15 protein-coding genes, 1 tRNA gene and 1 rRNA gene are annotated in these 25,903 nt (G+C 71.3%); 12 read left to right on the top strand and 5 right to left on the bottom strand.

What is annotated here, in order from left to right; translation table 11 throughout:
- A 5S ribosomal RNA gene (gene rrf / locus AB0M39_RS31965) occupies window positions 1–92 on the top strand; the annotation flags it as partial.
- Between the two features lie 53 nt (window positions 93–145).
- Here rrf and AB0M39_RS31960 read toward each other — a convergent pair.
- Complete coding sequence (locus AB0M39_RS31960; protein WP_365369905.1) at window positions 146–1,057, bottom strand: PHB depolymerase family esterase; 912 nt, start codon at window positions 1,055–1,057, stop codon at window positions 146–148.
- Between the two features lie 103 nt (window positions 1,058–1,160).
- On the opposite strand from AB0M39_RS31960, the gene AB0M39_RS31955 reads away from it, so the two are divergent.
- Window positions 1,161–1,233 (top strand) — tRNA-Thr (locus AB0M39_RS31955).
- 44 nt (window positions 1,234–1,277) lie between these two features.
- Here the strand turns inward: AB0M39_RS31955 and AB0M39_RS31950 are convergent.
- Window positions 1,278–3,929, bottom strand: a complete 2,652-nt coding sequence (locus AB0M39_RS31950) for a SpoIIE family protein phosphatase (RefSeq protein WP_365369903.1) — start codon at window positions 3,927–3,929, stop codon at window positions 1,278–1,280.
- A gap of 269 nt (window positions 3,930–4,198) precedes the next feature.
- On the opposite strand from AB0M39_RS31950, the gene AB0M39_RS31945 reads away from it, so the two are divergent.
- The 10 genes from AB0M39_RS31945 to AB0M39_RS31900 all read left to right on the top strand — a co-directional run bounded on the left by AB0M39_RS31945 (window position 4,199) and on the right by AB0M39_RS31900 (window position 19,139).
- Window positions 4,199–9,682, top strand: coding sequence for a HAMP domain-containing protein (locus AB0M39_RS31945; RefSeq protein WP_365369901.1), 5,484 nt, complete (start codon window positions 4,199–4,201; stop codon window positions 9,680–9,682).
- Between the two features lie 244 nt (window positions 9,683–9,926).
- On the top strand, window positions 9,927–10,610 hold the full coding sequence (locus AB0M39_RS31940) for a response regulator (RefSeq protein ID WP_365369899.1): 684 nt from the start codon (window positions 9,927–9,929) through the stop codon (window positions 10,608–10,610).
- 114 nt (window positions 10,611–10,724) lie between these two features.
- Window positions 10,725–13,529, top strand: a complete 2,805-nt coding sequence (locus AB0M39_RS31935; RefSeq protein WP_365369897.1) for a DNA translocase FtsK — start codon at window positions 10,725–10,727, stop codon at window positions 13,527–13,529.
- 212 nt (window positions 13,530–13,741) lie between these two features.
- Complete coding sequence (locus AB0M39_RS31930) at window positions 13,742–14,566, top strand: RodZ domain-containing protein (RefSeq protein ID WP_365369895.1); 825 nt, start codon at window positions 13,742–13,744, stop codon at window positions 14,564–14,566.
- 72 nt (window positions 14,567–14,638) lie between these two features.
- Window positions 14,639–16,108: a 30S ribosomal protein S12 methylthiotransferase RimO gene (gene rimO, locus AB0M39_RS31925; RefSeq protein WP_365369893.1), complete on the top strand. Its 1,470-nt coding sequence runs from the start codon at window positions 14,639–14,641 to the stop codon at window positions 16,106–16,108.
- Entirely contained in the window at window positions 16,105–16,770 is a 666-nt protein-coding gene (gene pgsA / locus AB0M39_RS31920; protein WP_365369891.1) for a CDP-diacylglycerol--glycerol-3-phosphate 3-phosphatidyltransferase, read from the top strand. The genes rimO and pgsA overlap by 4 nt, the downstream gene beginning before the upstream one ends.
- Window positions 16,771–16,805: 35 nt before the next feature.
- Window positions 16,806–17,297, top strand: a complete 492-nt coding sequence (locus tag AB0M39_RS31915; protein WP_365369889.1) for a nicotinamide-nucleotide amidohydrolase family protein — start codon at window positions 16,806–16,808, stop codon at window positions 17,295–17,297.
- 109 nt (window positions 17,298–17,406) lie between these two features.
- Window positions 17,407–17,790: a helix-turn-helix transcriptional regulator gene (locus AB0M39_RS31910; RefSeq protein WP_019889909.1), complete on the top strand. Its 384-nt coding sequence runs from the start codon at window positions 17,407–17,409 to the stop codon at window positions 17,788–17,790.
- A gap of 299 nt (window positions 17,791–18,089) precedes the next feature.
- A complete protein-coding gene (locus AB0M39_RS31905) occupies window positions 18,090–18,560 on the top strand; it encodes a DNA starvation/stationary phase protection protein (protein ID WP_365369886.1) in 471 nt (156 codons plus the stop codon).
- Window positions 18,561–18,875: 315 nt separating this feature from the next.
- The gene (locus AB0M39_RS31900; RefSeq protein ID WP_365369884.1) at window positions 18,876–19,139 is read left to right on the top strand and encodes a hypothetical protein; all 264 of its coding nucleotides are present in this window, start codon (window positions 18,876–18,878) and stop codon (window positions 19,137–19,139) included.
- Here AB0M39_RS31900 and AB0M39_RS31895 read toward each other — a convergent pair.
- From AB0M39_RS31895 to AB0M39_RS31885, 3 genes are all read right to left on the bottom strand, one after another.
- A complete protein-coding gene (locus AB0M39_RS31895; protein WP_365369882.1) occupies window positions 19,087–19,857 on the bottom strand; it encodes an SDR family NAD(P)-dependent oxidoreductase in 771 nt (256 codons plus the stop codon). The two genes, AB0M39_RS31900 and AB0M39_RS31895, sit on opposite strands and share 53 nt — an antisense overlap.
- Before the next feature lie 378 nt (window positions 19,858–20,235).
- Window positions 20,236–21,072, bottom strand: coding sequence for a DNA-formamidopyrimidine glycosylase family protein (locus AB0M39_RS31890; protein ID WP_365369880.1), 837 nt, complete (start codon window positions 21,070–21,072; stop codon window positions 20,236–20,238).
- A gap of 175 nt (window positions 21,073–21,247) precedes the next feature.
- Window positions 21,248–25,867: an ATP-dependent helicase gene (locus tag AB0M39_RS31885; RefSeq protein WP_365369878.1), complete on the bottom strand. Its 4,620-nt coding sequence runs from the start codon at window positions 25,865–25,867 to the stop codon at window positions 21,248–21,250.
- Window positions 25,868–25,903: the final 36 nt, after the last annotated feature.

Below are 25,903 nucleotides of genomic sequence, written 5' to 3'. Positions count from 1 at the left end.
CGCCCGGTTACATTCCGAACCCGGAAGCTAAGCCTTTCAGCGCCGATGGTACTGCAGGGGGGACCCTGTGGGAGAGTAGGACGCCGCCGAACAATTTTTAGCCTCAACCCCCGAACTCTGTTCGGGGGTTGAGGCATTTTTGCGTTCAGGGGGATTTCCTGGGGTGGCCCTTGAAGAACTCCCAGATGACATCCGTGGCATTGACGCCGGCCGTCGGGGCGCCCATGGTCAGGTCCTCGCTGCCGGGCCAGTTGTGGCCCATGTCCGGGAGTCGGTAGGTCACGAACTCCGAGGAGTCCCGGCACTTCGCGGTCGTCCTGGTGACCTTGTCCTTCAGCCTCACCGCGGGGCCGGCCTCGCATTCCAGCCGTTTGTGCCAGGTTTTCAGGCCGATCTCCATCAGGTTGTAGTTCTTGTCGAGGCCCCCGACGAACGTGGCGACGTGCACCGGGGACTTGGGCATATAGGCGGCGTCTTCAGCGGCCGAGCCGCCGTATCCACCGCTGACCGGGGCTATCGCCGCCAGTGTGCCCGGGAGCTCGACGGCCAGTCTGTACGCCATGTCGGCGCCGTTGGAGATCCCGGTCGCGTAGACGCGGTCCGGGTCGGCCTGCCAGGTGTTCAGCAGACGCTTGGTCATCTCCGAGATGAAGCCGACGTCGTCCTCGGCGCCGCAGCAGATCAACGCGTTGTACGCCTGGTCCAGGCCGTCGGGATAGGCGACGAGGAACCCTTCCTTGTCGGCTTTCGCATTGAGGCCGGTCAGCTGGGCGACGTACGTGCCGTCGCTCGGGTAGGGGTGCATGGCGATGACCAGCGGCAGCTTGGCGCCGGGGGTGTACGAGGGCGGCGCGTGCACTGCGTACACGCGCTTTTTGCCCTTCCAGGTGAGGGTGACGCGCTGATCGCCGGGGCGCGGGGTCTCCTTCGCCTCCGGGGACGGCTTGGGCTTCGGCTTCGGTTCGGCCTTGCCGTCGCCGTCGCCGCAGCCGGCTAAGAGGAGTGCGACAGCGGCTGCTGCGACGGCGAGCCTGGGTGTTCTCGGGCCTGTCAGCATTCGCGCATGGTGGCAGCAGGGCGGCGGGCGGTCCAGAGGAATGGGTGGTTCTTGGCGGCCCTGTGTTCGGGGTATGATCTATCCCGTTGCCGCAGCGCAGCAGGCCCCAATAGCTCAGTCGGTAGAGCGTCTCCATGGTAAGGAGAAGGTCTACGGTTCGATTCCGTATTGGGGCTCAGTGAAGAAGGCCCCCGCCAAGTGGCGGGGGCCTTCTTCGTGTTCAGACCTGGGGCTCCGGGACGCGCATCGCGAGGATCGCCATGTCGTCGGACGCGGGCTCCGCCGCGAAGCGCTCGACCGCGCGCAGGACCCGGGCGGCGACCGCGCCCGCCGTGAGGCCGGTGCAGGCGGTGAGGACGTCGATCAGTCCGTCGTCGCCCAGCATGCGCGTGCCCTCGCGGCGCTCGGTCACGCCGTCGGTGACGCAGAGAAGCACGTCGCCGGGATCGAGGGTCACCACCTGCTCGTACAGCTCGAGGTCGTCCATGACGCCCAGCAGCGGCTGGGGCTCGGCCGCCGGCTCGACGCTGCCGTCCTGGCGCAGGCGCAGCGGGAGGGGGTGGCCGGCGCAGACGACCTTGAGGATCGCGCTGCCGTCCTCCTGCGGCCACAGCTCGCCGTACAGAAGAGTGAGGAAGCGGCTGCGGGCGCCCTCGTCGAGGATGGCGGCGTTCAGCCGCTCCAGGACGGCCGGGCCGCCGAAGCCCTCGCGGGCGAGCAGGCGCAGGGCGTGCCGGGCGAGGCCGGTGACCGCGGCGGCCTCCGGGCCGGTGCCGCAGACGTCGCCGATGGCGAAGCCGTACGCGCCGTCGCGGATGGGGAAGAGGTCGTAGAAGTCGCCGCCGACTTCGTTGCCTTCGCCGGCCGCGCGGTAGATGACCTCGACCTCGACGCCGGGGACCTGGGGGAGCTCCGGCGGCAGAAGGCTGCGCTGGAGGGACTGGCTGATGGCCATGCGCTCGGAGTAGAGGCGGGCGTTGTCGAGGGCGAGCGCCGCTCGGCGGGAGAGATCCTCGGCCAGTTCGAGGATCTCCTGGCGGAAGTGGTCGTCGGAGGGCTTGCCGAGGGTCAGCATGCCGATCACGCGGTTGCGAGCGACGAGCGGGAGCACGACCGTCTCGCCGCCGACCGCGGCGGCCGTGGCGAGGGTGGTGCCGATGCCGGAGGAGACCGGCGGCGTCGCGCCGAGGCCCAGCTCGCGCTTGGAGGTGAGCAGGGCGGCCCGCTGGGCGGCGTCGGCGGGCGCGCTCCAGACGCGGGCGCCGGGGGTGGGGACCGGGTCCGGCGGGGCGATCTTGGAGAGCAGGGCCTTGAGGCCGTCGATGCGCTCCTCGTCCTCGTGGAGCACATAGCTGAGGTACGGCTCCGAGGCCGGGTCGGCGATCGTGTAGACGGCGCACCAGGTGGCGAGCGTCGGCACGGTCATCTGGGCCATCAGGGCCAGGGTCTGGTCGCGGTCCAGGGTGCCGGCGAGGAGGTCGGAGGCCTCGACGAGGAAGGAGAGGGAGCCGCGGCGCAGGCGTTCCAGCTCGCCGAGGCGGGCGGACTCGACGGCGAGCGCGATGCGGTCGGCCGCGAACTGCAGGCGCAGGGCCTCTTCGTTGGAGTAGCGGCCGGCTGACTCGGCGGCGACGCCGAGGGAGCCCGTGAGGCGGCCCTCGACCTTGAGCGGGACGGTGACGACCGAGCGCATGCCCGTGGAGTTGAGCAGCGGGACGGCGCCCGGGACGGCGGTGAGGTCCTCGTGGACGGCCGGCATCCGGGCGGAGCCGTAGCGGCCGGTTCCGGCTTCGACGGGGACGCGGGCGAAGCGCTGCCGTGCGGAGGGCAGTCCGGTGGTGGCCCGTACCTCCAGCTCGGTCTCGTCGTCCGTGGCCAGCAGCAGGAAGGCGGCGTCGCCGTCGAGCATGTCGCGGGCGCGTTCGACGGTTCGCTGGAGCAGGCCGTCGAGGTCGTCAGGGGCGGGGGAGCCGATGAATACCTCGAACGGGTCTGCGGAGCGGCTCTCGTTGACGGAGTCGGTGACCGGGGCCCGCTGCGGGGTCTGCAGGACCGCGCGCTCGTCGTCGCGCACGAGCAGGCAGACGGTGGAGGGCTCGCCGTGCGTGTCCCGTACCCGAAGGTGGGAGGCGTAGACGGGGATGACGCGGCCGTCGGCGCCGCGGATGCCGTAGCTGCCCTCCCAGCGGGAGAGTTGGAGGGCCTCGGCGATGCCGGTGCCGATGCCCGGGGTGTGCGGCCAGGCGGCGAAGTCGGTCAGGGGCTTGCCGACGACCTGATCGGCCGGGTACCCGAAGAGGTGCTCGGCGTCCTCGTTCCAGACGGAGATGGCGCCGCTGCGGTCGATCTGGGACACGGCGACGCGTACGCGCTCGTCGGCGACCGGGAGGAGGCCGACGGGCACGACCGGGCCGGCGGAGCGGGTGCCGACCGGGCGCTGGGGGAGGTCGAGTTGGAACCAGACCTGCTTCTTGGTCGGGCTGTACTCGACGCCCCAGCGGGAGGCCAGGGCGGCGCACAGGAGCAGCCCCCGGCCGTTCTCGCGGTCGGGGTTGACCAGTTGCTGGGACGTGCCCTGCATGGGGACTTCGCGCTCGGGGTAGCGGTCGGCGACCTCTACGCGGACGCCGTCCTCGGAGCGCAGACACAGCACGTCGGCCGAGGTGCCCGCGTGCACGACGGCGTTGGTGACCAGTTCGCTGGTGAGGACGACGGCGTCGTCGACGACGTCGGAGTACCCCCAGCCCTGGAGTGTGTCGCGGACGAAGGCGCGGGCGGTCGCGACGGACCGCCCGACGGGGTCGAAGCTGGCGGCCGCCCGCGCGGTGATCACAGAACTCCTCGTACGCGTCTCGACGCCCGGCTCTGCCATGATCGGCCCTGCCCCTCCCGGTGCCCGGTGGAAGTTCACGTCCCACGCCGCCCCCGCCGGGCGGACCGGGGCGGTTGGACAGCCGGATGCCAGGTTACTTACCTTCGCAGTCCTAGCGGATGCCGGTCGCCGCTGTTTCCGCCCTGCGGGGGCGGGGACGCTATGCGAAGCTGCCGAACTGTTATGGCCTGGTTCGGCCAGAGTGAAACACTGGGCTTGCTTCCTGAGACAGCCTGGGCAGTTCGGTCAACCCCTGCGGGAGGGACACGGTGGAGTCTGACGTGGCGGCGCGTGGCAAGGGCACGCGCGCGAAGGGCGGACGGTCCCGGAGCAATGGGACTACCGAGGTGGATACGGCGGCTCTGAACAGGCTGCTGGCGGCATTGGCGTCCATGCGCGACGGGAATTTCCGTCGGCGTCTGACGGTGTCGGGCGATGGCGTCATGTCGGAAATCGCCGCAGTATTCAACGAGGTAGCGGACCGCAATCTGCATTTGACGGGCGAAATCGCGCGCGTACGCAGGATGGTCGGACGCGAGGGGAAGCTGACCGAGCGGCTGGAGACAGGGGCCTGCGAGGGCTCCTGGGCGGCCGCTGTGGACGCGTCGAACGCCTTGGTGGACGATCTGGCGCGGCCGGTCTCCGAGGTCGGCAGAGTGCTGTCCGCGGTCGCCGAGGGCGATCTGGAGCAGCGCATGGAGCTGCGCTCGCACTCCGAGGACGGGACGGACGACGGGGCCGTACGGCCGCTGCGCGGCGAGTTCCTGAAGGTCGCGCGGACCGTCAACAACCTGGTGGACCAGCTGTCGGCGTTCACCGACGAGGTGACCAGGGTCGCCCTGGAGGTCGGCACCGAGGGGAAGCTCGGCGGTCAGGCGCAGGTGCGCGGTATGTCCGGTTCGTGGAAGGATCTCACGGATTCGGTGAACACCATGGCGTACCGGCTGACCGCTCAGGTACGTGACATTGCTCTCGTCACCACGGCGGTCGCCAAGGGCGATCTGTCACGCAAGGTCACCGTCCATGTGGCCGGCGAGATGCTGCAGCTGAAGAACACCGTCAACACGATGGTGGACCAGCTGTCCTCCTTCTCCTCCGAGGTGACCCGGGTGGCCCGCGAGGTGGGCACCGAGGGCGAGCTCGGCGGGCAGGCGACGGTGCCGGGCGTGGCCGGCGTGTGGAAGGACCTCACCGACTCCGTCAACACGATGGCGGGGAATCTGACCTCGCAGGTGCGGGGCATCGCCGAGGTGACCACGGCCGTCGCCAACGGCGACCTGTCGCAGAAGGTCACGGTGAGCGCGCGCGGCGAGGTGGCCCAACTCGCCGAGACCATCAACCAGATGACCGAGACGCTGCGCACGTTCGCGGACGAGGTCACCCGAGTGGCGAGCGAGGTCGGGGCCGAGGGTCTGCTGGGCGGCCAGGCGCAGGTGCCGGGCGCCGCCGGGACCTGGAAGGACCTCACCGACTCGGTGAACACGGTCTTCAGGAACCTGACCACTCAAGTGCGGGACATCGCGACCGTGACGACGGCGGTCGCGAGCGGCGATCTGTCGCAGAAGGTCACGGTCGACGTGGCGGGCGAGATGCTGGAGCTGAAGAACACCGTCAACACGATGGTGGACCAGCTCCAGTCCTTCGGCTCCGAGGTGACCCGCGTGGCCCGGGAGGTCGGCGTCGAGGGCCGGCTCGGCGGCCAGGCTGAGGTGCCCGGCGCGGCCGGCACCTGGAAGGACCTCACCGACTCGGTGAACACGGCGTTCCGCAACCTCACCGGCCAGGTCCGCGACATCGCGCAGGTGACGACGGCGGTGGCGAACGGCGATCTGTCGCAGAAGGTCACGGTCGACGTGGCGGGCGAGATGCTGGAGCTGAAGAACACCGTCAACACGATGGTGGCGCAGCTCTCGTCCTTCGCCGACCAGGTCACGCGGATGGCGCGGGACGTGGGCACGGAGGGCCGCCTCGGCGGTCAGGCGCGCGTCGACGGCGTCAGCGGCACCTGGAAGGAGCTGACCGACTCCGTCAACTTCATGGCCGGGAACCTGACCTCGCAGGTGCGCCAGATCGCGCAGGTGACGACCGCGGTGGCCCGCGGCGACCTGTCGCAGAAGATCGACGTCGATGCGCGCGGCGAGATCCTGGAGCTCAAGAACACCATCAACACCATGGTCGACCAGCTCTCCGCCTTCGCGGAGCAGGTGACCCGGGTGGCCCGGGACGTGGGCACGGAGGGCCGCCTCGGCGGTCAGGCGCAGGTGCCCGGCGTCGCCGGCGTATGGCGCGATCTGACGGACTCCGTGAACGGCATGGCGGAGAACCTCACCGGCCAGGTCCGCAACATCGCCCAGGTCGCCACGGCGGTGGCCCGCGGCGACCTGTCGCAGAAGATCGACGTGGACGCGCGCGGCGAGATCCTGGAGCTGAAGAACACCCTCAACACGATGGTGGACCAGCTCTCGTCGTTCGCCGAGCAGGTGACGCGGGTGGCCCGCGAGGTGGGCACCGAGGGCATCCTGGGCGGCCAGGCGGAGGTGCAGGGAGTCTCCGGAACCTGGAAGGACCTGACCCAGTCCGTCAACTTCATGGCGAACAACCTGACTTCGCAGGTGCGCAATATCGCCGAGGTGACGACCGCGGTCGCCAAGGGCGATCTGTCGAAGAAGATCACGGTCGACGCGAAGGGCGAGATCCTCGAGCTGGTGACGACCGTCAACACGATGGTCGACCAGCTGCTGGACTTCGCCGACGAGGTGACCAGGGTCGCGCGCGAGGTGGGCACGGAGGGCGTGCTGGGCGGCCAGGCGCGGGTGCGGGGCGTGTCCGGCATCTGGAAGGACCTCACCGACAACGTCAACCTGATGGCCAACAACCTGACCAGCCAGGTGCGCAACATCGCCCGGGTGTCGTCGGCGGTCGCCAACGGCGATCTGACCAAGAAGGTGGACGTCGAGGCGCGCGGCGAGGTCGCCGAGCTCGCCGACACCGTCAACACGATGGTGACGACCCTGTCGTCGTTCGCCGACGAGGTGACCCGCGTGGCCCGCGAAGTGGGCACGGAGGGCGAGCTGGGCGGCCAGGCGCACGTCCCGGGCGTCTCCGGGACCTGGCGGGACCTCACGGAGTCCGTGAACTCCATGGCGTCCAACCTGACCGGCCAGGTGCGCCAGATCGCGACGGTCACCACGGCCATCGCCAAGGGCGACCTCACCCGGAAGATCGACATCGATGCGCGGGGCGAGATCCTCGAGCTGAAGACCACCATCAACACCATGGTCGACCAGCTGTCGTCGTTCGCCGAGGAGGTCACCCGGGTGGCCCGCGAGGTGGGCACCGACGGGCAGCTGGGCGGTCAGGCCAGGGTCCGGGACGTCGACGGCACCTGGCGGGACCTCACCGAGTCGGTGAACGAGATGGCCGGGAACCTCACCCGCCAGGTGCGCGCCATCGCGGCCGTGGCGACCGCGGTGACCCGCGGCGACCTCAATCTCAAGATCGACGTGGACGCGGCCGGCGAGATCCAGGTCCTCCAGGACAACATCAACACGATGATCGCGAACCTCCGCGACACCACCCTCGCCAACGAGGAGCAGGACTGGCTCAAGGGCAACCTGGCCCGGATCTCGGGTCTGATGCAGGGCAGGCGGGACCTGGACGACGTCGCCTCGCTGATCATGAGCGAGCTGACGCCGGTGGTCTCGGCGCAGCACGGCGCGTTCTTCCTGGCGATGCCCTCGGGCCACAGCCCTGACGTGGCGCCCGGCGGCGAGCTGTCGTACGAGCTGTGCATGCGCGGCAGTTACGGCTACTCCGCGGGTCTGATGCCCACGACCTTCAGGCCGGGCGAGACGCTGATCGGCACCGCCGCCGAGGAGAAGCGGACGATCCAGGTCAATGTGCCGCCGGGCTATCTGAAGATCTCCTCGGGGCTCGGCGAGGCCTCGCCCGCGTATGTGATCGTGCTGCCGGTGCTCTTCGAGGGGAAGGTCCTCGGGGTGATCGAGCTGGCGTCGTTCCAGCCCTTCACCCAGATCCAGCGGGACTTCCTCAACCAGATCGCCGAGATGATCGCGACGAGCGTCAACACGATCAGCGTCAACACCAAGACCGAGGTGCTGCTCAAGCAGTCGCAGGAGCTGACCGAGCAGCTGCGCGAGCGCTCGGCGGAGCTGGAGAACCGGCAGAAGGCGCTGCAGGCGTCCAACGCCGAGCTGGAGGAGAAGGCCGAGCTGCTGGCCCAGCAGAACCGCGACATCGAGGTGAAGAACACCGAGATCGAGGAGGCCCGGCAGGTGCTGGAGGAGCGGGCGGAGCAGCTCGCGGTCTCCATGCGCTACAAGTCGGAGTTCCTGGCGAACATGTCGCACGAGCTGCGCACGCCGCTCAACTCGCTGCTGATCCTGGCCAAGCTGCTCGCGGACAACGCGGAGGGCAATCTCTCGCCGAAGCAGGTGGAGTTCGCCGAGACGATCCACGGGGCGGGCTCCGACCTGCTCCAGCTGATCAACGACATCCTCGATCTGTCGAAGGTCGAGGCGGGCAAGATGGACGTCTCCCCGACGCGGATCGCGCTGGTGCAGCTGGTCGACTACGTGGAGGCGACGTTCCGGCCGCTGACCGCGGAGAAGGGCCTCGACTTCTCCGTACGGGTGTCGCCGGAGCTGCCGGCGACGCTGCACACGGACGAGCAGCGGCTGCTGCAGGTGCTGCGCAACCTTCTGTCGAACGCGGTGAAGTTCACCGACAGCGGCGCGGTGGAGCTGGTGATCCGTCCGGCGAGCGCCGATGTGCCGCAGTCGATCCGGGAGCAGCTGCTGGAGGCCGGCTCGCTGCGGGACGCGGACGGCGATCTGATCGCCTTCTCGGTCACCGACACGGGCATCGGGATCGCCGCCGGGAAGATGCGGGTCATCTTCGAGGCGTTCAAGCAGGCGGACGGCACGACCAGCCGCAAGTACGGCGGTACGGGCCTGGGGCTGTCGATCAGCCGGGAGATCGCCCGGCTGCTGGGCGGCGAGATCCACGCGGCGAGCGAGCCGGGCCGCGGCTCGACGTTCACGCTCTACCTGCCGCTGCACCCGAGCGAACTGCCGCCGCAGGGCTACCCGCAGCTCGCGCCGGGCGCGGTCGACCCGCACGGGGTCGCCGACGACGGGGTGCTCGAGGAGTCGGGTCCGCAGTCGGAGCCGAGCGCGCCCGTCGACGCCCACGCCGGGCCCGCCGCGCTGTTCCGGCGGCGGCGCAAGGCGCTCGGCGCCGTGGAGCAGCCGCCCGCGCTGCCGGGGCGGGCGAACGGCTCGGCGCCGGCCCAGGAGCCCTGGAGCACGGCGAGCGCGCCGCAGGAGGCGCCGGAGCAGCGGCGCACCTTCGCCTTCGACAGCGAGAAGGTGCTGATCGTCGACGACGACATCCGCAACGTCTTCGCGCTCACCAGCGTGCTGGAGCAGCACGGCCTGTCGGTGCTGTACGCGGAGAACGGGCGGGAGGGCATCGAAGTCCTGGAACAGCACGACGATGTGACGGTCGTACTGATGGACATCATGATGCCCGAGATGGACGGGTATGCCACGACAACTGCGATTCGTCGGATGCCGCAGTTCGCCGGGCTGCCGATCATCGCGCTCACCGCGAAGGCGATGAAGGGGGACCGCGAGAAGGCCATCGAATCGGGAGCTTCCGACTATGTCACCAAGCCGGTTGATCCCGATCACCTGCTCTCGGTGATGGAGCAATGGATGCGCGGGGAGTGATCGATGGCGGAGTGGATCCTGATGAGTTGCTGACAGACTGTGGCCGACGGCGTGTGAGACGGCGGTATTCGGGGAACCTTCTGGTCTCCCGCTACGTTTCTGCTACGTGCACAGTGACATCGCGGTGACAGGGTGTGGCGACAGGCGGGGTGCGGCTACCATGACCGGCACAAGGACGGGCGGCGCAAGGGAGTCGTCCCCTGGGGCGGCGCCCGGTGCACTTCCGGGGCGAGGAGGACGGGCCATGGTGCAGAAGGCCAAGATCCTCCTGGTCGATGACCGGCCGGAGAATCTGCTGGCGCTGGAGGCCATCCTCTCGGCGCTCGATCAGACACTGGTGCGGGCATCGTCAGGGGAGGAGGCGCTCAAAGCGCTGCTGACGGACGACTTCGCGGTCATTCTGCTGGACGTCCAGATGCCGGGCATGGACGGATTCGAGACGGCCGCGCACATCAAGCGGCGGGAGCGGACCCGGGACATCCCGATCATCTTCCTCACGGCCATCAACCACGGCCCGCACCACACCTTCCGGGGCTACGCCGCGGGCGCCGTCGACTACATCTCCAAGCCGTTCGACCCATGGGTGCTGCGCGCCAAGGTCTCGGTGTTCGTCGAGCTGTACATGAAGAACTGCCAGCTGCGCGAGCAGGCCGCCCTGCTGCGCCTCCAGCTGGAGGGCGGCGGTCACACCGGCGCGGGCGACTCCAAGGAGCCCGCGGGGCTGCTGGCCGAACTGTCCGCGCGGCTCGCGGCAGTTGAGGAGCAGGCCGAAGCCCTCTCCAAACAGCTCGACGACGACTCGGCGGACGCGGCGGCCGTGGCCACCGCGGCTCACCTGGAGCGCAAGCTGACCGGTCTGCGCCGTGCGCTCGACGCACTGGAGCCCGGAACCGGCGGCGGCACCCCTACCCTCCCCTCGCAGAACTGAACCGCGGCCCGGTGCTTGAGAAGGCGTCAGCTTCCCGCCTGACCGCGACGACACGAACGGGTGAAGCAGTAGGCACACGTTGCCACTGCCGTCGACACCGGTAACCTCACCACCATGGCCTCACGTACGTCCGGCAACGGTTCCCAGGGCGCGGCGGGCACCGCGAAGCCGCGCGCCGGCCGTACGACCGGCGCGGCGAAGAAGGCGGCGCCCGCCAAGAAGGCGGCCCCCAAGGCAGCGGCCGCGAAGAAGGCCGCGCCCGCGAAGAAGCCGCCCGCCAAGAAGGCGGCGGCGAAGAAGCCCGCGCCGAAACCGGCGCCCTCGCCCACCGGGGGCGTGTACCGCCTCGCGCGCGCCCTCTGGCTCGGCCTCGCGCACGCCGTGGGCGCGATGTTCCGCGGCATAGGGCGCGGCGCCAAGGGACTTGACCCCGCGCACCGCAAGGACGGTCTGGCGCTGCTGCTGCTCGGTCTGGCGCTGATCGTGGCCGCGGGCACCTGGGCCAATCTCCGCGGCCCGGTCGGCGACCTCGTCGAGATGCTGGTCACCGGGTCCTTCGGCCGGCTCGACCTGCTCGCGCCGATACTGCTGGGCGTCATCGCCGTACGCCTGATCCTCCATCCCGAGAAGCCGGAGGCGAACGGCCGTATCGTCATCGGCCTCTCCGCGCTGGTCATCGGCGTGCTCGGACAAGTGCACATCGCCTGCGGCTCGCCGGGCCGCGCCGAGGGCACCGACGCGATGCAGGACGCGGGCGGGCTGATCGGCTGGGCCGCCTCCAAGCCGCTGATCTTCATGATGGGCGAGGTGCTCGCCGTACCGCTGCTCGTCCTGCTCACCGTCTTCGGCCTTCTCGTCGTCACCGCGACGCCCGTCACCGCGATCCCGCAGCGGCTGCGCCTGCTCGGCTCCAAGCTGGGGATCGTCGAGCCGGCGTACGAGCCGGGGGCGGACGGCGAGGACGCCTACGACGAGCAGTACGACGACCAGTGGCGCGAGGCGCCGCCCGCGCGCGGCAGGCGCTCCTCCGCGCGCCGGAGCGAAGCCGGCGAGTACGACCCCGACGAGGCGGAGCAGGAGGCGCTCTCCCAGCGGAGGCGACCGCGCAGGACCTCCGTGCAGCCGCCCATGGGGCGCCCGATGGACGCCGTGGACGTGGCGGCCGCCGCGGCCGCCGCGCTGGACGGCGCCGTGCTGAACGGCATGCCGCCCTCGCCGATCGTCGCCGACCTGACCCGGGACGTCACCGCCGAGCGGGAGCGGGCGGCGTCGCCCGTCCCGTCGGCCCGCGAGGCCGGCGAGCGAGAGGCTCCGCGTCCGGCGGCCGAGAAGGCCGCCGCGAAGGAGCCCGCGGCGAGCGCCTCCGTGCCGGATCTGACCAAGCCCGCCCGGGAGGCCTCCCAGCCGCTCCCCGCGCGCGCCGAGCAGCTCCAGCTCGCCGGGGACATCACCTACTCGCTGCCCTCCCTCGACCTGCTGGAGCGCGGCGGCCCCGGCAAGACCCGCAGCGCCGCCAACGACGCCGTCGTCGCCTCCCTCAGCAACGTCTTCATGGAGTTCAAGGTCGACGCGGCGGTCACCGGCTTCACCCGCGGTCCGACGGTCACCCGCTACGAGGTGGAGCTCGGCCCGGCCGTCAAGGTCGAGCGCATCACCGCGCTGACCAAGAACATCGCGTACGCCGTCGCCAGCCCGGACGTACGGATCATCTCCCCGATCCCGGGCAAGTCCGCGGTCGGCATCGAGATCCCGAACACCGACCGCGAGATGGTCAACCTCGGCGACGTGCTGCGCCTCGCCGACGCCGCCGAGGACGACCACCCGATGCTGGTCGCGCTCGGCAAGGACGTCGAGGGCGGCTATGTGATGGCCAACCTCGCCAAGATGCCGCACGTGCTGGTGGCCGGAGCGACCGGGTCCGGCAAGTCCTCCTGCATCAACTGCCTGATCACCTCCGTCATGGTGCGGGCGACCCCGGAGGACGTGCGGATGGTGCTCGTCGACCCCAAGCGGGTCGAGCTCACCGCGTACGAGGGCATTCCGCACCTGATCACGCCGATCATCACCAACCCCAAGCGGGCCGCCGAGGCGCTCCAGTGGGTCGTGCGGGAGATGGACCTGCGCTACGACGACCTCGCCGCGTACGGGTACCGCCATATCGACGACTTCAACCAGGCCATAAGGAACGGGAAGGTCAAGGCGCCCGAGGGCAGCGAGCGCGAGCTCACCCCGTACCCGTATCTGCTGGTCATCGTGGACGAGCTCGCGGACCTGATGATGGTGGCGCCCCGCGACGTCGAGGACGCGATCGTCCGGATCACCCAGCTGGCCCGCGCCGCCGGCATCCACCTGGTGCTGGCCACCCAGCGGCCCTCGGTCGACGTCGTCACCGGTCTGATCAAGGCGAACGTGCCCTCCCGGCTCGCCTTCGCGACGTCCTCGCTCGCAGACAGCCGGGTCATCCTCGACCAGCCGGGCGCGGAGAAGCTGATCGGCAAGGGCGACGGGCTCTTCCTGCCCATGGGCGCGAACAAGCCGACGCGTATGCAGGGCGCCTTCGTCACCGAGGACGAGGTCGCGGCGATCGTCCAGCACTGCAAGGATCAGATGGCGCCGGTCTTCCGCGAGGACGTCGTGGTCGGCACGAAGCAGAAGAAGGAGATCGACGAGGACATCGGCGACGACCTCGATCTGCTGTGCCAGGCCGCCGAGCTGGTCGTCTCCACCCAGTTCGGGTCGACGTCCATGCTCCAGCGGAAGCTGCGGGTGGGCTTCGCCAAGGCCGGACGGCTGATGGACCTCATGGAGTCCCGGAACATCGTGGGGCCCAGCGAGGGCTCCAAGGCGCGTGACGTGCTCGTCAAGCCCGACGAATTGGATGGAGTGCTCGCCGTGATCCGGGGGGAGTCTCATTCGTAAGGGTTTGGCGGGCAACCGTTTCCCTTAGGCGTACGTCAAGTTGGAGGGAGGGACAGACCCATGTCCCACCATTACGGGCCATCACGGTGTCCGGTTATCACGTCCGGCCATTCTGATGGCGTACAAACACCCTCCGCCCGGTTGCCCCACCCTTTCGTACCACCCATAGACTGAACCTCCAGCAGGTGGCTACACGCTCGAAAGGCGCCCCCGTGTCCATCGGCAACTCCCCCGACGACGACCGGCCTTCTCTCGAGGACGACCGGCCTTCGATCGGTCGTGTGCTCCAGCAAGCTCGCATCGACGCAGGTCTGACCGTTGACGAGGTCAGCTCCTCCACCCGGGTGCGCATCCCCATCGTGCACGGCATCGAGCAGGACGACTTCTCGCGGTGCGGCGGCGACGTCTACGCCCGCGGGCACATCCGCACGCTCGCGCGCGCCGTCGGGATCGACCCCGATCCGCTCGTCGAACAGTACGACGACGATCACGGCGGGCGCCCTTCGCCGACGCCTGCCGCGCCGCTGTTCGAAGCCGAGCGCATCCGCCCCGAACCGCGCCGCCCCAACTGGACGGCCGCCATGGTCGCGGCGATCGTCGCCGTGATCGGCTTCGTCGGCTTCACCCTCTTCGACGGCGACGAGGGCAAGCAGAACAACCGCGTCGCCGAGGGCCCCGCGCCCGACAAGAAGCCCAGCCCGGCCAAGCCGACGCCGGCCAAGCCGGTCGATCCCAAGCCCGAGCCCTCCGACAGCGCCATCGCGGCGGTGCCGAAGGACAAGGTGACGGTGAAGCTGTCGGCCATGGACGACAAGAGCTGGATCTCGGCCAAGTCGCACAACGGCAAGCTGCTCTTCGACGGACTGCTCCTCAAGGGCGAGTCCAAGACCTTCCAGGACGACGAGCGGGTCGACCTGATCCTCGGGAACGCCGGGGCGATCGAGCTGTTCGTCAATGGCAAGAGGGTCGACGACCAGTTCGAATCGGGCCAGGTCGAGCGGCTCTCCTACACCAAGGGCGACCCCGAGGTCGGCTAGCCACACCAGGGCCCCGGCGGCCGAGCGCCCTCGCGGCGGGGGCGTGGGCCAGGACAAAGTAGTCTTGAGCCCATGCCCGAACGCCGTACCGTCGCCCTTGTCACTCTTGGCTGCGCCCGTAACGAGGTGGACTCGGAGGAGCTCGCAGGCCGCTTGGCAGCGGACGGCTGGGAGCTCGTCGAGGAAGCCGCCGACGCGGACGTCGCAGTCGTCAACACCTGTGGGTTCGTCGAGGCCGCCAAGAAGGACTCCGTCGACGCCCTCCTCGAAGCCAATGATCTGAAGGACCACGGCAGAACCCAGGCGGTGGTCGCCGTCGGCTGCATGGCCGAGCGTTACGGCAAGGAGCTCGCCGAGGCGCTGCCCGAGGCCGACGGCGTGCTCGGCTTCGACGACTACGCCGACATCTCCGACCGTCTGCAGACCATCCTCAGCGGCGGCCACCACGCCGCCCACACCCCGCGCGACCGCCGCAAGCTGCTGCCGCTGAGCCCGGTCGAGCGGCAGGAGGCCGTCTCCGACGTGGCCCTGCCGGGCCACGGGGAGATCGCCCCGGCCCCCGAGGACCTGCCGGAGGGGGTCGCTCCCGTGTCCGGGCCGCGCGCGCCGCTGCGCCGCAGGCTGGGCGCCAGCCCCGTGGCCTCGGTGAAGCTCGCCTCCGGCTGCGACCGGCGCTGCTCCTTCTGCGCCATCCCCTCCTTCCGCGGCTCCTTCGTCTCCCGCCGGCCGAGCGACGTGCTGGGCGAGACCCGCTGGCTGGCCGAGCAGGGCGTCAAGGAGGTCATGCTGGTCTCCGAGAACAACACCTCGTACGGCAAGGACCTCGGGGACATCCGGCTGCTGGAGACCCTCCTGCCGGAGCTCGCCGCCGTCGACGGCATCGAGCGCGTCCGCGTCAGCTACCTCCAGCCCGCCGAGATGCGCCCGGGCCTCATCGACGTGCTCACGTCGACCGAGAAGATCGCGCCCTACTTCGACCTGTCGTTCCAGCACTCCGCGCCCGGAGTGCTGCGCGCCATGCGGCGCTTCGGCGACACCGAGCGGTTCCTTGAGCTGCTGGAGACGATCCGCGGCAAGGCACCGCAGGCCGGCGTGCGCTCCAACTTCATCGTCGGCTTCCCCGGCGAGAGCGAGGCGGACTTCGCCGAGCTGGAACGCTTCCTCACCGGCGCGCGCCTGGACGCCATCGGCGTCTTCGGCTACTCCGACGAGGACGGCACCGAGGCCGTCTCCTACGAGGGCAAGCTGGACGCTGACGTGATCGCCGAGCGCCTGGAGCACCTGTCGCGGCTCGCGGAGGAGCTCACCGCGCAGCGCGCGGAGGAGCGTCTCGGCGAGACCCTGGAGGTGCTGGTCGAGTCCGTGGACGGCGAGGACGGCGCTGTGGGCCGCGCCGCGCACCAGGCGCCGGAGACGGACGGACAGGTGGTCTTCGTGGAGAGCGACGGCCTCGTGCCCGGCCGTATGGTCGTGGCGAAGGTCGTGGGCACGGAGGGCGTCGACCTGGTGGCCGAATGTCTGGGCGAGGAGGCGGGCAGATGACGGGAGTGCCGGCATCCGCGGCGGGCGGAACCGGTAGGCCGGCTCCCGGCGGCAAGCTGGGCGCCGCGGCCGTCAATCAGGCCAGCCTGTGGAACATCGCCAACATCCTGACCATGGTGCGGCTGGTCCTCGTGCCGGCGTTCGTCGTGCTCATGCTCCAGGACGGCGGCTACGACCCGGCCTGGCGCGCCTGGGCGTGGGCGGCGTTCGCGGTCGCCATGATCACCGACATCTTCGACGGGCATCTGGCGCGCACGTACAACCTGGTCACCGACTTCGGGAAGATCGCAGACCCGATCGCCGACAAGGCGATCATGGCCGCCGGACTGATCTGCCTCTCGGCGCTCGGCGACCTGCCGTGGTGGGTGACCGGCGTCATCCTCTTCCGCGAGCTCGGGATCACGCTGATGCGGTTCTGGGTGATCCGGCACGGAATCATTCCGGCCAGCCGCGGCGGCAAGATGAAGACCCTCGCGCAGGGCACGGCGGTGGGGATGTACGTCCTCGCGCTGACCGGTCCACTGGCCACCCTGCGCTTCTGGGTGATGGCGGTGGCCGTCCTGCTGACGGTCGTCACCGGCCTCGACTACGTGCGGCAGGCGATCGTGCTGAGGCGCAAGGGGCTCGCCGAGGAGCGGGCCGCGGCGGGCAGCGAGCGGTGAACCGCGGCGACGGGGGCGGCGGCGCGGCGGAGCGGGTGCTGGCGCTGCTTGCGGAGCGTGGCGAGACCCTGGCGGTCGCCGAGTCCCTCACAGGCGGTCTGGTGGCCGCCGAGCTGACGTCCGTCCCCGGAGCCTCCCGGACCTTCCTCGGGTCCGTCACGGCGTACGCAACCACTCTCAAGAGGGACCTCCTGAAAGTCGACGGAACCCTCCTGGCGGAGCGCGGAGCTGTCGATCCCGAGGTCGCACAGCAGATGGCGGCCGGGGTACGGGGGATGCTCGGCGCCGCCTGGGGGATCTCGACCACCGGTGTGGCCGGGCCGGAGCCGCAGGACGGACAGCCTGTGGGGACGGTCTTCGTGGCCGTCGCCGGGCCGCTGGGCCAAAGGAAAGCAGCCGCGCTGCGATTGAACGGGAGCCGGGCGGAAATCCGTAGAGAGAGTGTACGGAGAGTGCTCGACCTGCTCTCCGGCGAACTGCACGAGAATGCGCGGACACAGGATACGGAACAGAACGGGGGGACTTGATGTTTGCAGCCCTGAGTGAACACGACATCGCTCCCCGCACGGCCGCGGCGCGAGGCGGTACGGTGGGGCGTGAAGGATGCGGCTACGCGGTCCGAGGAGGGAGCCACCGATGATTCTGCTCCGTCGCCTGCTGGGTGACGTGCTGCGTCGGCAGCGCCAGCGCCAGGGCCGTACTCTGCGCGAAGTCTCCTCGTCCGCCCGAGTATCGCTCGGCTATCTCTCCGAGGTGGAACGGGGGCAGAAGGAGGCATCCTCCGAGCTGCTCTCCGCGATCTGCGACGCGCTTGACGTACGGATGTCCGAGCTCATGCGTGAAGTGAGCGACGAGCTGTCGCTGGCCGAGCTGGCCGAGTCGGCAGCGGCGAGTGAGCCGGTGCCTGCGCCAGTACGCCCGATGCTCAATTCCGTCTCCGTGACGTCGGTGGCGGGTGTGCCGACGGAGCGGGTGACGATCAAGGCGCCTGCGGAGGCGGTCGACGTCGTCGCCGCCTGATCCGTACGGCTCTGCACGGCTTGGTTTGTACGGTTGAGCCCCGGTTGGTCCACTGCGACCAGTCGGGGCTCAGCTGTGTCCGCGGGGCTTCTCTGCGTGTTCTCCGCGTCCTTCTCTGCGGCGTTTTCTGCTGCTCTTCCGCCTCTTCTCGGCTGCTCTTCCGGTTCTCTCCCGGTGGTCTGCCGGTTCTCTTCCGATGATCTGGCGGTCTGAGGTGCCGAATGTCCTGTTCGGGGTAGCTGTGCCATCGTGACAGGTATCTGAGAACCGGATGCCTGAGAACCGGATGGAGGACACGGATGTCTGTCGTGAAGAGCCCCTTGTCCGATGCGGACCTCAAGACGGTGGGCGACGCCCTGCGCGGCGCGCTCGTCGATCTGGTGGATCTCTCGCTGGTGGCGAAGCAGGTGCACTGGAACGTGGTCGGCCCGCGCTTCAGGTCCGTTCATCTGCAGCTCGACGAGGTCGTGGACACGGCTCGGCAGCACTCCGACATCGTGGCCGAGCGGGCGTCCGCGATCGGCGTGACGCCGGACGGGCGGGCCGCGACCGTGGCCAAGCAGAGCGCGATCGGCGCGGTGCCCGAGGGATGGGTCAAGGACGTCGACGCCGTGCAGATCCTGGTGGACGCGCTCGGCGCGGTGGTCGTGCGGATGCGGGAGCGGATCGAGGCGACCGCGGACCCCGATCCCGTCAGCCAGGACATGCTGATCACGCTGACCGCGGACCTTGAGAAGCATGCCTGGATGTTCCAGGCGGAGAGCGCGTAGGCGGGACGCGGGGCGGCCCTGGGCGCGAGTTCGGGGCAGCCGGGAATGCGGAATCGGGGCGGCCGGGATGCGGGCCTCGTTGGGACGCGGGTAGGTGGAATCCATCGGGCGGGCGGCGCCTCGCGTGCGAGGGGACGCTCGGCCGGTGGGTGCGCACGTGGGGCGCGTGGGGCGAGAGAGAGCTCTTGTCGTGCCTCTCGGCGGGCGGCGCCGTGCTCCGGTGCGCCGGACCTGCACCGCGTGCGCCCTGACGGCAGATGATCCCGTCGCACTAGCGTGAACCGGCCGGAGTGGCGTGAACCGGAGGAGGCGGCTATGGCGGTGCGCGGGGTCGCCGTGGTGTCTGCGGTCGTCCTCGGGGTCGTGGCCGGCGTGCTGTGGTGGTGGGCCGTGCTGCGGCTGGCCCTCGTGCCCGAGCAGGCGGGGCTCGTCGAGGGAGCGATGGTCGCGGGCGGCTGGGGGCTGAGCCTGCTGCCGGTCCATGTGGCCGCGCCCCGGTCTGTCGCCAGGACATCGAGACGCCCTGTCACCAGGGCATCGCGACACCGCCGTTCGGGCGCAGGATCTGGCCTGTCGTGAAGGACGACGCCTCGGACGCCAGATACAGGACGGCGTGGGCGACGTCCTCGGGCTCGCCGACGCGGCGGAGCGGGGACATCCGCACCATCCCCGCCTCGGTCTGGTGCTGAAGCTCCGCGTCATGACGGTCGGTCATGGCGGTGCGGACCCAGCCGGGCGCGACGGCGTTGACGCGTATGGAGTGCGGGCCGAGCTCGGTCGCCAGGGTCTTGGTGAGCTGGACGACGGCGGCCTTGGCGGCGCTGTAGCAGAGCAGGCCGGCCTGGGCCGCGTCCACGGCGCCGGACGCCATAGTGACGATGGAGCCGGGCGAGCCCGCGGCGATCATGGCGCGGGCGGTCTCCTGGCAGGTGTGCAGAACGCCCTTGAAGTTGACCGCGAGAACGCGGTCGAGGTCCTCGTCCCTGGTCTCCAGCACGGAGCTGGTGTGCATGATCCCCGCTATGGCGGCCACGATGTCGACGAGGCCGCCCGCGGCCGCGACGGCGGCTCTGACCTGTGCGCGGTCGGCGACGTCGAGGGGGTGGACGTGGGCCTCGCCCCCCGATTCCGCGATGAGCTCCCGGGTCTCGTCGAGGCCCTTCTCGTCGAGGTCCGCACAGTGCACGGCGGCGCCCGCCTCGGCGAGCAGCAGCGCGGCGGCCCGGCCTATGCCGCTGGCCGCGCCGGTGACGAACGCGGTGCGGCCGGTGAGGTCGTACGCCTTCAGCAGTGGCATGCGGGGACGGTACGACTGGAGCTGACGGGTCGTCAACTGGTGGGTGGGTTCTGGGTTCTGGGGGGGCTCGGCTGGGGGTGCGCGGCTGGGGGAGTGGGGCGCGGGCGGGATCGACCGGGGCCGGGCCGGGAGCGTGGGTCGGGCGGGCCCCGACGGGAGCGCGGGCTGGGTCGGGCCGAGATCGACCGGGGGCCGGGAGCGCGGGCCGGGCGGGCCGGCCGGGAGGGTGCCGTGGGCGGGCTGCGGCGCTTAGGGCGTTGCCGGGGCGGGCGTGAGCGTCGTCGCGGGCTCGCCGTCGTCGGGGCGGGGGCGGGCGCCGTCGCCGCCTTCAGGCTCGCCGTCGGCGCGCCCCACTTCGAGGGGCCGCGTGCGCCGTCGTCAGGCGGTGGGTCCCGAGGGGCCTGACTGGCAGCCCGGGCACCAGTAGGTGACGCGTTCGGCGTTGCCGTCACCCTGTTGGGCTCTGCGGATGAGGGCGCCGCAGCGCAGGCACGGCTGGTCCGCACGGCCGTAGACGTACAGCCGGGGGCCGAGAGGGCCGCGGCGGGGACCGGCCGGCACGCTGCGGTCGGTCGGGGTGGTCTGGCGTTCGAAGGTGCTCTTGTTCCTCTCCAGGAGCCGGTGCGCGGTGGCCATGAGCCGCTCGGGGACCGTCTCGGGGAGCTCGCCGACGGGGAGCCAGGGCGTGACGCGGGCCAGGAAGGCCAGCTCGGACTTGTAGACGTTGCCGATCCCAGCCAGATTGCGCTGGTCGAGCAGGGCCTCGCCGAGGGCGCGGGAGGGGTCGGCGAGCAGATTGTCACGTGCCGTGTCCGGGTCCCAGTCCGGGCCCAGCAGATCCGGTCCGAGGTGGCCCACGACCTTCTCCTCGTCCTGGGTCCGCAGCAGCTCCAGCACCGGCAGGCGGTAGCCGACCGCAGTGTGCTCGGCGTTGCCGAGGATCGCCCGGATCTGGTGGCTCGGGCCGCGCCAGCGGGCGCCCGGGTCGTACACCTGCCAGGCGCCGTCCATCCGCAGGTGCGAGTGGAGGGTGAGACCGCCCTCGATGCGGGTGAGGAGGTGTTTGCCGCGCGGGGTGACGTCGGCGACGGTCCGGCCGGTGAGGTCGGCGGTGGCGAACCGCGGGACTCGCAGGTCGGACCGGGTCAGCGTCCGGCCGGCGAGAGCCGTGTCCAGACGCTTGGCGGTCAGCCAGACGGTGTCTCCTTCGGGCATGGCATCCATGATGCGCGACGACGGCGGGGTGGGGGGGTGTGGGCGGTCCCCGGTCGGCCGGTGCACGGGTCGGCCGGTGCACGGCGCCCTCGCCTTCGACGTCCACGCGGATTCGATGTCCACTCGCCTTCGACGCCCACGCGGAGCGGCGGCCCGGGAGGGAGCGCTCTGGTGATCAAGGCCGCAGCCGTAGCCCCCTCGGGGTGGCGTGGAAGCCGGCGGTCTCCAGGGAGCGCGCCAACGGGGAGGTCAGCGCCGACGCGCCGTTGGCCCGCTCCACCGTGACGGTGCCCAGCGCGCCCGCGCGGGCCGCGGAGGCGAGGGCTTCGGCGGCGGCGTGCAGGGCTGGGTCGTCCGGTTCGGTCGCCCAGGCGAGAAGGGTCTTGCCGCCCCGCTCCATGTACAGCGTGAGCTCTCCGTCGACCAGCACGACCAGGGAGCCCGCTTTGCGGCCCGGCTTGTGGCCCGCGTCGGTCGGGGGCTCGGGCCAGGGCAGCGCGGCTCCATAGGCGTTGGCGGGGTCGGCTGCGGCCAGCACCAGGGCGCGCGGCGCGCTCTGCACGTCGGCCCGGTCCTTGGCGTTGGCGGCCGCGCGCAGGCGGTCCACCGCGCCGTCCATGGCGAACTGGGCCGCGCCCAGCCCCTCCACGACATAGCCTCGGCGCGCCTGCCCGCTGTCCTCGAAGGCCGACAGGATGCGGTACGTCGCGGAGAACCCGCCCTCCACGCCCTCGGCCGCCACCGCGCCCCGGGTCACCACCCCATGGCGGTCCAGAAGGGTGCGGGCCAGTGCGTGCGCCCGGTGCGTCGGGTCGGGTTCGAGGGTCGGGAGCAGGGACCAGCGTCCGGAGACGGTCGGCGGGCCGGTGCGGGAGGCGGGGCGGGCCGCCGCCGTGAGGCTGCCATAGCGCCCGCGGGGCACGGTGCGCTTGGCGCGGTGGGCGGTCGAGCCCGCCGTGCGGCCCGAGCCGAGCAGCGAGCGCAGCGGGGCCAGGGTGTCGTTGGTGAGCCGGCCCGACCAGGCCAGGTCCCAGACGGCGTCGGCGATCTGGGGGTCTGCGGCGTCGGGGTGCGTGGTGGCGCGGATCTGGTCGGCGATCTGGCGGAAGAACAGGCCGTACCCGGGGGCGAGCGCGCTGAGGACCGACTCGTGGAGGGCGGAGAGCTCCAGCGGGTGCGGCGGGGGCAGCAGCAGCGGGGCGGCGTCCGCGAGGTAGAGGGAGATCCACCCGTCCTTGCCGGGCAGCGAGCCCGCTCCGGCCCAGACGACCTCGCCCGTCGTGGTCAGCTCGTCCAGGAGCGTGGGGGCGTACCCCAGGACGCGGGACGGGAGGATCAGCTTCTCCAGCGCCGAGGCGGGGACCGCGGTGCCCTGGAGCTGCTCCACGGCGCGCGCGAGCCCGTCGATGCCGCGCAGGCTGTTGCTGCCCAGGTGCTGCCACTGCGGGAGGAAGGAGGCGAGCGCCGCCGGCGGCGCCGGCTCCAGCTCCTGGCGCAGCGCTGCCAGCGAACGGCGGCGCAGCCGGCGCAGCACGGCCGCGTCGCACCACTCCTGCCCGATGCCGGAGGGGTGGAACTCGCCCTGGACCACGCGCCCGGCGGCGGCGAGCCGATGCAGCGCCCCGTCGGTGACGGCTGCGCCGAGACCGAAGCGGGCGGCGGCCTGGGTGGAGGTGAACGGGCCGTGCGTACGCGCGAAGCGGGCGAGGAGGTCGCCGAGCGGGTCCTTGACCGGCTCGGTGAAGGCCTCGGGGACGCCTACCGGGAGGGCCGTCCCCAGCGCGTCGCGGAGTCGGCCCGCGTCCTCGATCGCCGCCCAGTGGTCGGCGCCCGCGATCCGCACCTGGATGGCCCGGCGCGCGGCGGCCAGCGCCTGGGGCCACCGCGGGTCGCTCCCGCGCTCGGCCAGCTCCGCGTCGGTGAGCGGGCCGAGGATCCGCAGCAGGTCGGCGACGCCCTCGGCGTCCTTGATCCGCCGGTCCTCGGTGAGCCACTGCAGCTCCCGCTCCAGCTCGGTCAGGACCTCGGGGTCGAGCAGCTCGCGCAGCTCGGCCTGGCCCAGCAGTTCGGCGAGCAGCCGCGAGTCCAGGGAGAGCGCGGCGGCCCGGCGCTCGGCGAGCGGCGAGTCGCCCTCGTACAGGAACTGGGCGACGTAGCCGAACAGCAGGGAGCGGGCGAACGGCGACGGCTCGGCGGTCGTGACCTCCACCAGCCGGACCCGGCGGGACTCGATGTCGCCCATCAGCTCGGTGAGCCCGGGGACGTCGAAGACGTCCTGTAGGCACTCGCGGACCGCTTCGAGGACGATCGGGAAGGAGCCGAACTCGCTCGCCACCTGAAGCAGCTGGGCCGCGCGCTGGCGCTGCTGCCACAGCGGGGTCCGCTTGCCCGGGCTGCGCCGCGGCAGCAGCAGCGCCCGGGCCGCGCACTCGCGGAACCGGGAGGCGAACAGCGCGGAGCCGCCCACCTGGTCGGTGACGACCTGGCTGATCTCGCCCTTGTCGAAGACGGCGTCCGCCGCGCCGATGGGCGCCTGCTCGCTGTCATAGGCCGCGTCGAGGTGAACGGGTTCCTGGTCGAGGAGGTCCAGGCCCATCAGATCCGCGTCCGGCAGCCGCAGCACGATCCCGTCGTCGGCGTGCATCACCTGGGCGTCCATGCCATAGCGCTCGGCGAGACGCGCCCCCAGCGCCAGCGCCCAGGGGGCGTGCACCTGCGCCCCGAACGGCGAATGGATCACGACCCGCCAGTCGCCCAGCTCGTCCCGGAACCGCTCGACCAGGATCGTCCGGTCGTCGGGGACATGGCCGCAGGACTGGCGCTGCTCGTCGAGATAGGCCAGCACGTTGTCAGCGGCCCAGGCGTCCAGACCGGCGGCCAGCAGCCGCAGCCGGGCGTCCTCCTGGGACAGGCCGCCCACCTCGCGCAGGAACGCGCCCACCGCGCGGCCCAGTTCCAGCGGCCGGCCCAGCTGGTCGCCCTTCCAGAACGGGAGCCGACCCGGCACCCCGGGCGCGGGAGTGACCAGGACGCGGTCGCGGGTGATGTCCTCGATCCGCCACGAGGTGGTGCCCAGGGTGAAGACGTCGCCCGCCCGGGACTCGTACACCATCTCCTCGTCGAGCTCGCCGACCCGGCCGCCGCCCTTCTTCGGGTCGGCCCCGGCCAGGAAGACGCCGAACAGGCCGCGGTCGGGGATGGTGCCGCCGGAGGTGACGGCGAGGCGCTGGGCGCCGGGTCGGCCGGTGACCGTGCCCGCTACGCGGTCCCACACCACGCGTGGGCGCAGCTCGGCGAACGCGTCGGAGGGATAGCGCCCGGCGAGCATGTCGAGGACGGCGGTGAACGCGGACTCGGGGAGCGAGGCGAACGGCGCCGCCCGGCGCGTCAGGGCGAGCAGGTCGTCGACCTGCCAGGTGTCCAGGGCGACCATGGCGACCAGCTGCTGCGCCAGCACGTCCAGCGGGTTCGACGGAATGCGCAGCGACTCGATGGAGCCGGTGCGCATCCGCTCGGTGACCACGGCCGCCTGCACCAAGTCGCCCCGGTATTTGGGGAAGACGACGCCTGTGGAGACCGCGCCCACCTGGTGTCCCGCGCGGCCCACCCGCTGCAGGCCGGAGGCGACGGACGGCGGCGACTCGACCTGGACGACCAGGTCGACCGCGCCCATGTCGATGCCCAGCTCCAGGCTGGAGGTGGCCACCACGGCGGGCAGCCGGCCCGCTTTCAGGTCCTCCTCGACCAGGGCCCGCTGCTCCTTGGAGACCGAGCCGTGGTGCGCGCGGGCGAGCAGGGCCGGCGCGCCGCGCGCGGCGCCGGACTGGGCCATCACCTCCGCCGGCGGACCGCCCTCGGGCAGCGCCTCGCCCATGGTTCGCTCGTACGCGATCTCATTGAGGCGGTTGCACAGCCGCTCCGCCAGGCGCCGGGAGTTGGCGAAGACGATCGTGGAGCGGTGCGCCTGGACGAGGTCGGCGATCCGCTCCTCCACATGCGGCCAGATCGACGGCTTCTCGCCCGGGTCGGACTCGGTGGCGGGGGAGCCGGCGAGCTCGCCCAGATCCTCCACCGGAACGACGACGGAGAGGTCGAACTCCTTGCCGGAGGGCGGCTGGACGATCTCCACCTTGCGCTGCGGCGAGAGATAGCGGGCCACCTCGTCCACCGGCCGTACCGTCGCCGACAGGCCGATCCGCCGGGCCGGACGCGGCAGCAGCTCGTCGAGCCGCTCCAGCGACAGCGCCAGATGCGCACCGCGCTTGGTCCCCGCGACGGCGTGCACCTCGTCCAGGATCACCGTCTCGATGCCCGACAGGGCCTCCCGCGTCGAGGAGGTGAGCATCAGGAACAGCGACTCGGGCGTGGTGATCAGGATGTCCGGCGGCTTGGAGGCCAGCGACCGCCGCTCGGCGGGCGGGGTGTCGCCCGAGCGGATGCCCACCCGCACCTCCGGCTCGGGCAGCCCGAGCCGCACGGACTCCTGCCGGATTCCGGTGAGCGGGCTGCGCAGGTTGCGCTCCACATCGACCGCCAGGGCCTTGAGCGGCGACACGTACAGCACGCGGCAGCGCTTCTTCGCGTCCGCTGGCGGGGGCGTGGACGTCAGCTGGTCCAGGGCGGCGAGGAATGCGGCGAGGGTCTTGCCGGAGCCGGTCGGCGCGACCACCAGCACGTCCGAGCCCTCCGCGATGGCCCGCCAGGCGCCTTCCTGCGCGGCGGTGGGCGCGTTGAAGGCCCCCGTGAACCAGGCGCGGGTCGCGGAGGAGAAGGAGTCGAGCGCGGTGCCAGCCATGTCCCCCATCGTGCACCGCACCACTGACAATCAGGG

Source organism: Streptomyces sp. NPDC051907 (genome assembly GCF_040681075.1).
In the GTDB taxonomy this organism is placed as follows: domain Bacteria; phylum Actinomycetota; class Actinomycetes; order Streptomycetales; family Streptomycetaceae; genus Streptomyces.
Note: the sequence above shows the minus strand (reverse complement) of the source record. Positions and strands in the feature narration are given on the sequence as shown.

What these genes read in the sequence shown, in the direction of transcription:
- AB0M39_RS31905 (WP_365369886.1), top strand. Translation starts at nt 18,090, where the DNA reads ATGTCTGTCGTGAAGAGCCCCTTGTCCGATGCGGACCTCAAGACGGTG.
- rimO (WP_365369893.1), top strand. Translation starts at nt 14,639, where the DNA reads ATGCCCGAACGCCGTACCGTCGCCCTTGTCACTCTTGGCTGCGCCCGT.
- AB0M39_RS31895 (WP_365369882.1), bottom strand. Translation starts at nt 19,857, where the DNA reads ATGCCACTGCTGAAGGCGTACGACCTCACCGGCCGCACCGCGTTCGTC.
- AB0M39_RS31900 (WP_365369884.1), top strand. Translation starts at nt 18,876, where the DNA reads ATGGCGGTGCGCGGGGTCGCCGTGGTGTCTGCGGTCGTCCTCGGGGTC.
- AB0M39_RS31885 (WP_365369878.1), bottom strand. Translation starts at nt 25,867, where the DNA reads ATGGCTGGCACCGCGCTCGACTCCTTCTCCTCCGCGACCCGCGCCTGG.
- AB0M39_RS31950 (WP_365369903.1), bottom strand. Translation starts at nt 3,929, where the DNA reads ATGGCAGAGCCGGGCGTCGAGACGCGTACGAGGAGTTCTGTGATCACC.
- AB0M39_RS31940 (WP_365369899.1), top strand. Translation starts at nt 9,927, where the DNA reads ATGGTGCAGAAGGCCAAGATCCTCCTGGTCGATGACCGGCCGGAGAAT.
- AB0M39_RS31960 (WP_365369905.1), bottom strand. Translation starts at nt 1,057, where the DNA reads ATGCTGACAGGCCCGAGAACACCCAGGCTCGCCGTCGCAGCAGCCGCT.
- AB0M39_RS31910 (WP_019889909.1), top strand. Translation starts at nt 17,407, where the DNA reads ATGATTCTGCTCCGTCGCCTGCTGGGTGACGTGCTGCGTCGGCAGCGC.
- pgsA (WP_365369891.1), top strand. Translation starts at nt 16,105, where the DNA reads ATGACGGGAGTGCCGGCATCCGCGGCGGGCGGAACCGGTAGGCCGGCT.
- AB0M39_RS31935 (WP_365369897.1), top strand. Translation starts at nt 10,725, where the DNA reads ATGGCCTCACGTACGTCCGGCAACGGTTCCCAGGGCGCGGCGGGCACC.
- AB0M39_RS31890 (WP_365369880.1), bottom strand. Translation starts at nt 21,072, where the DNA reads ATGCCCGAAGGAGACACCGTCTGGCTGACCGCCAAGCGTCTGGACACG.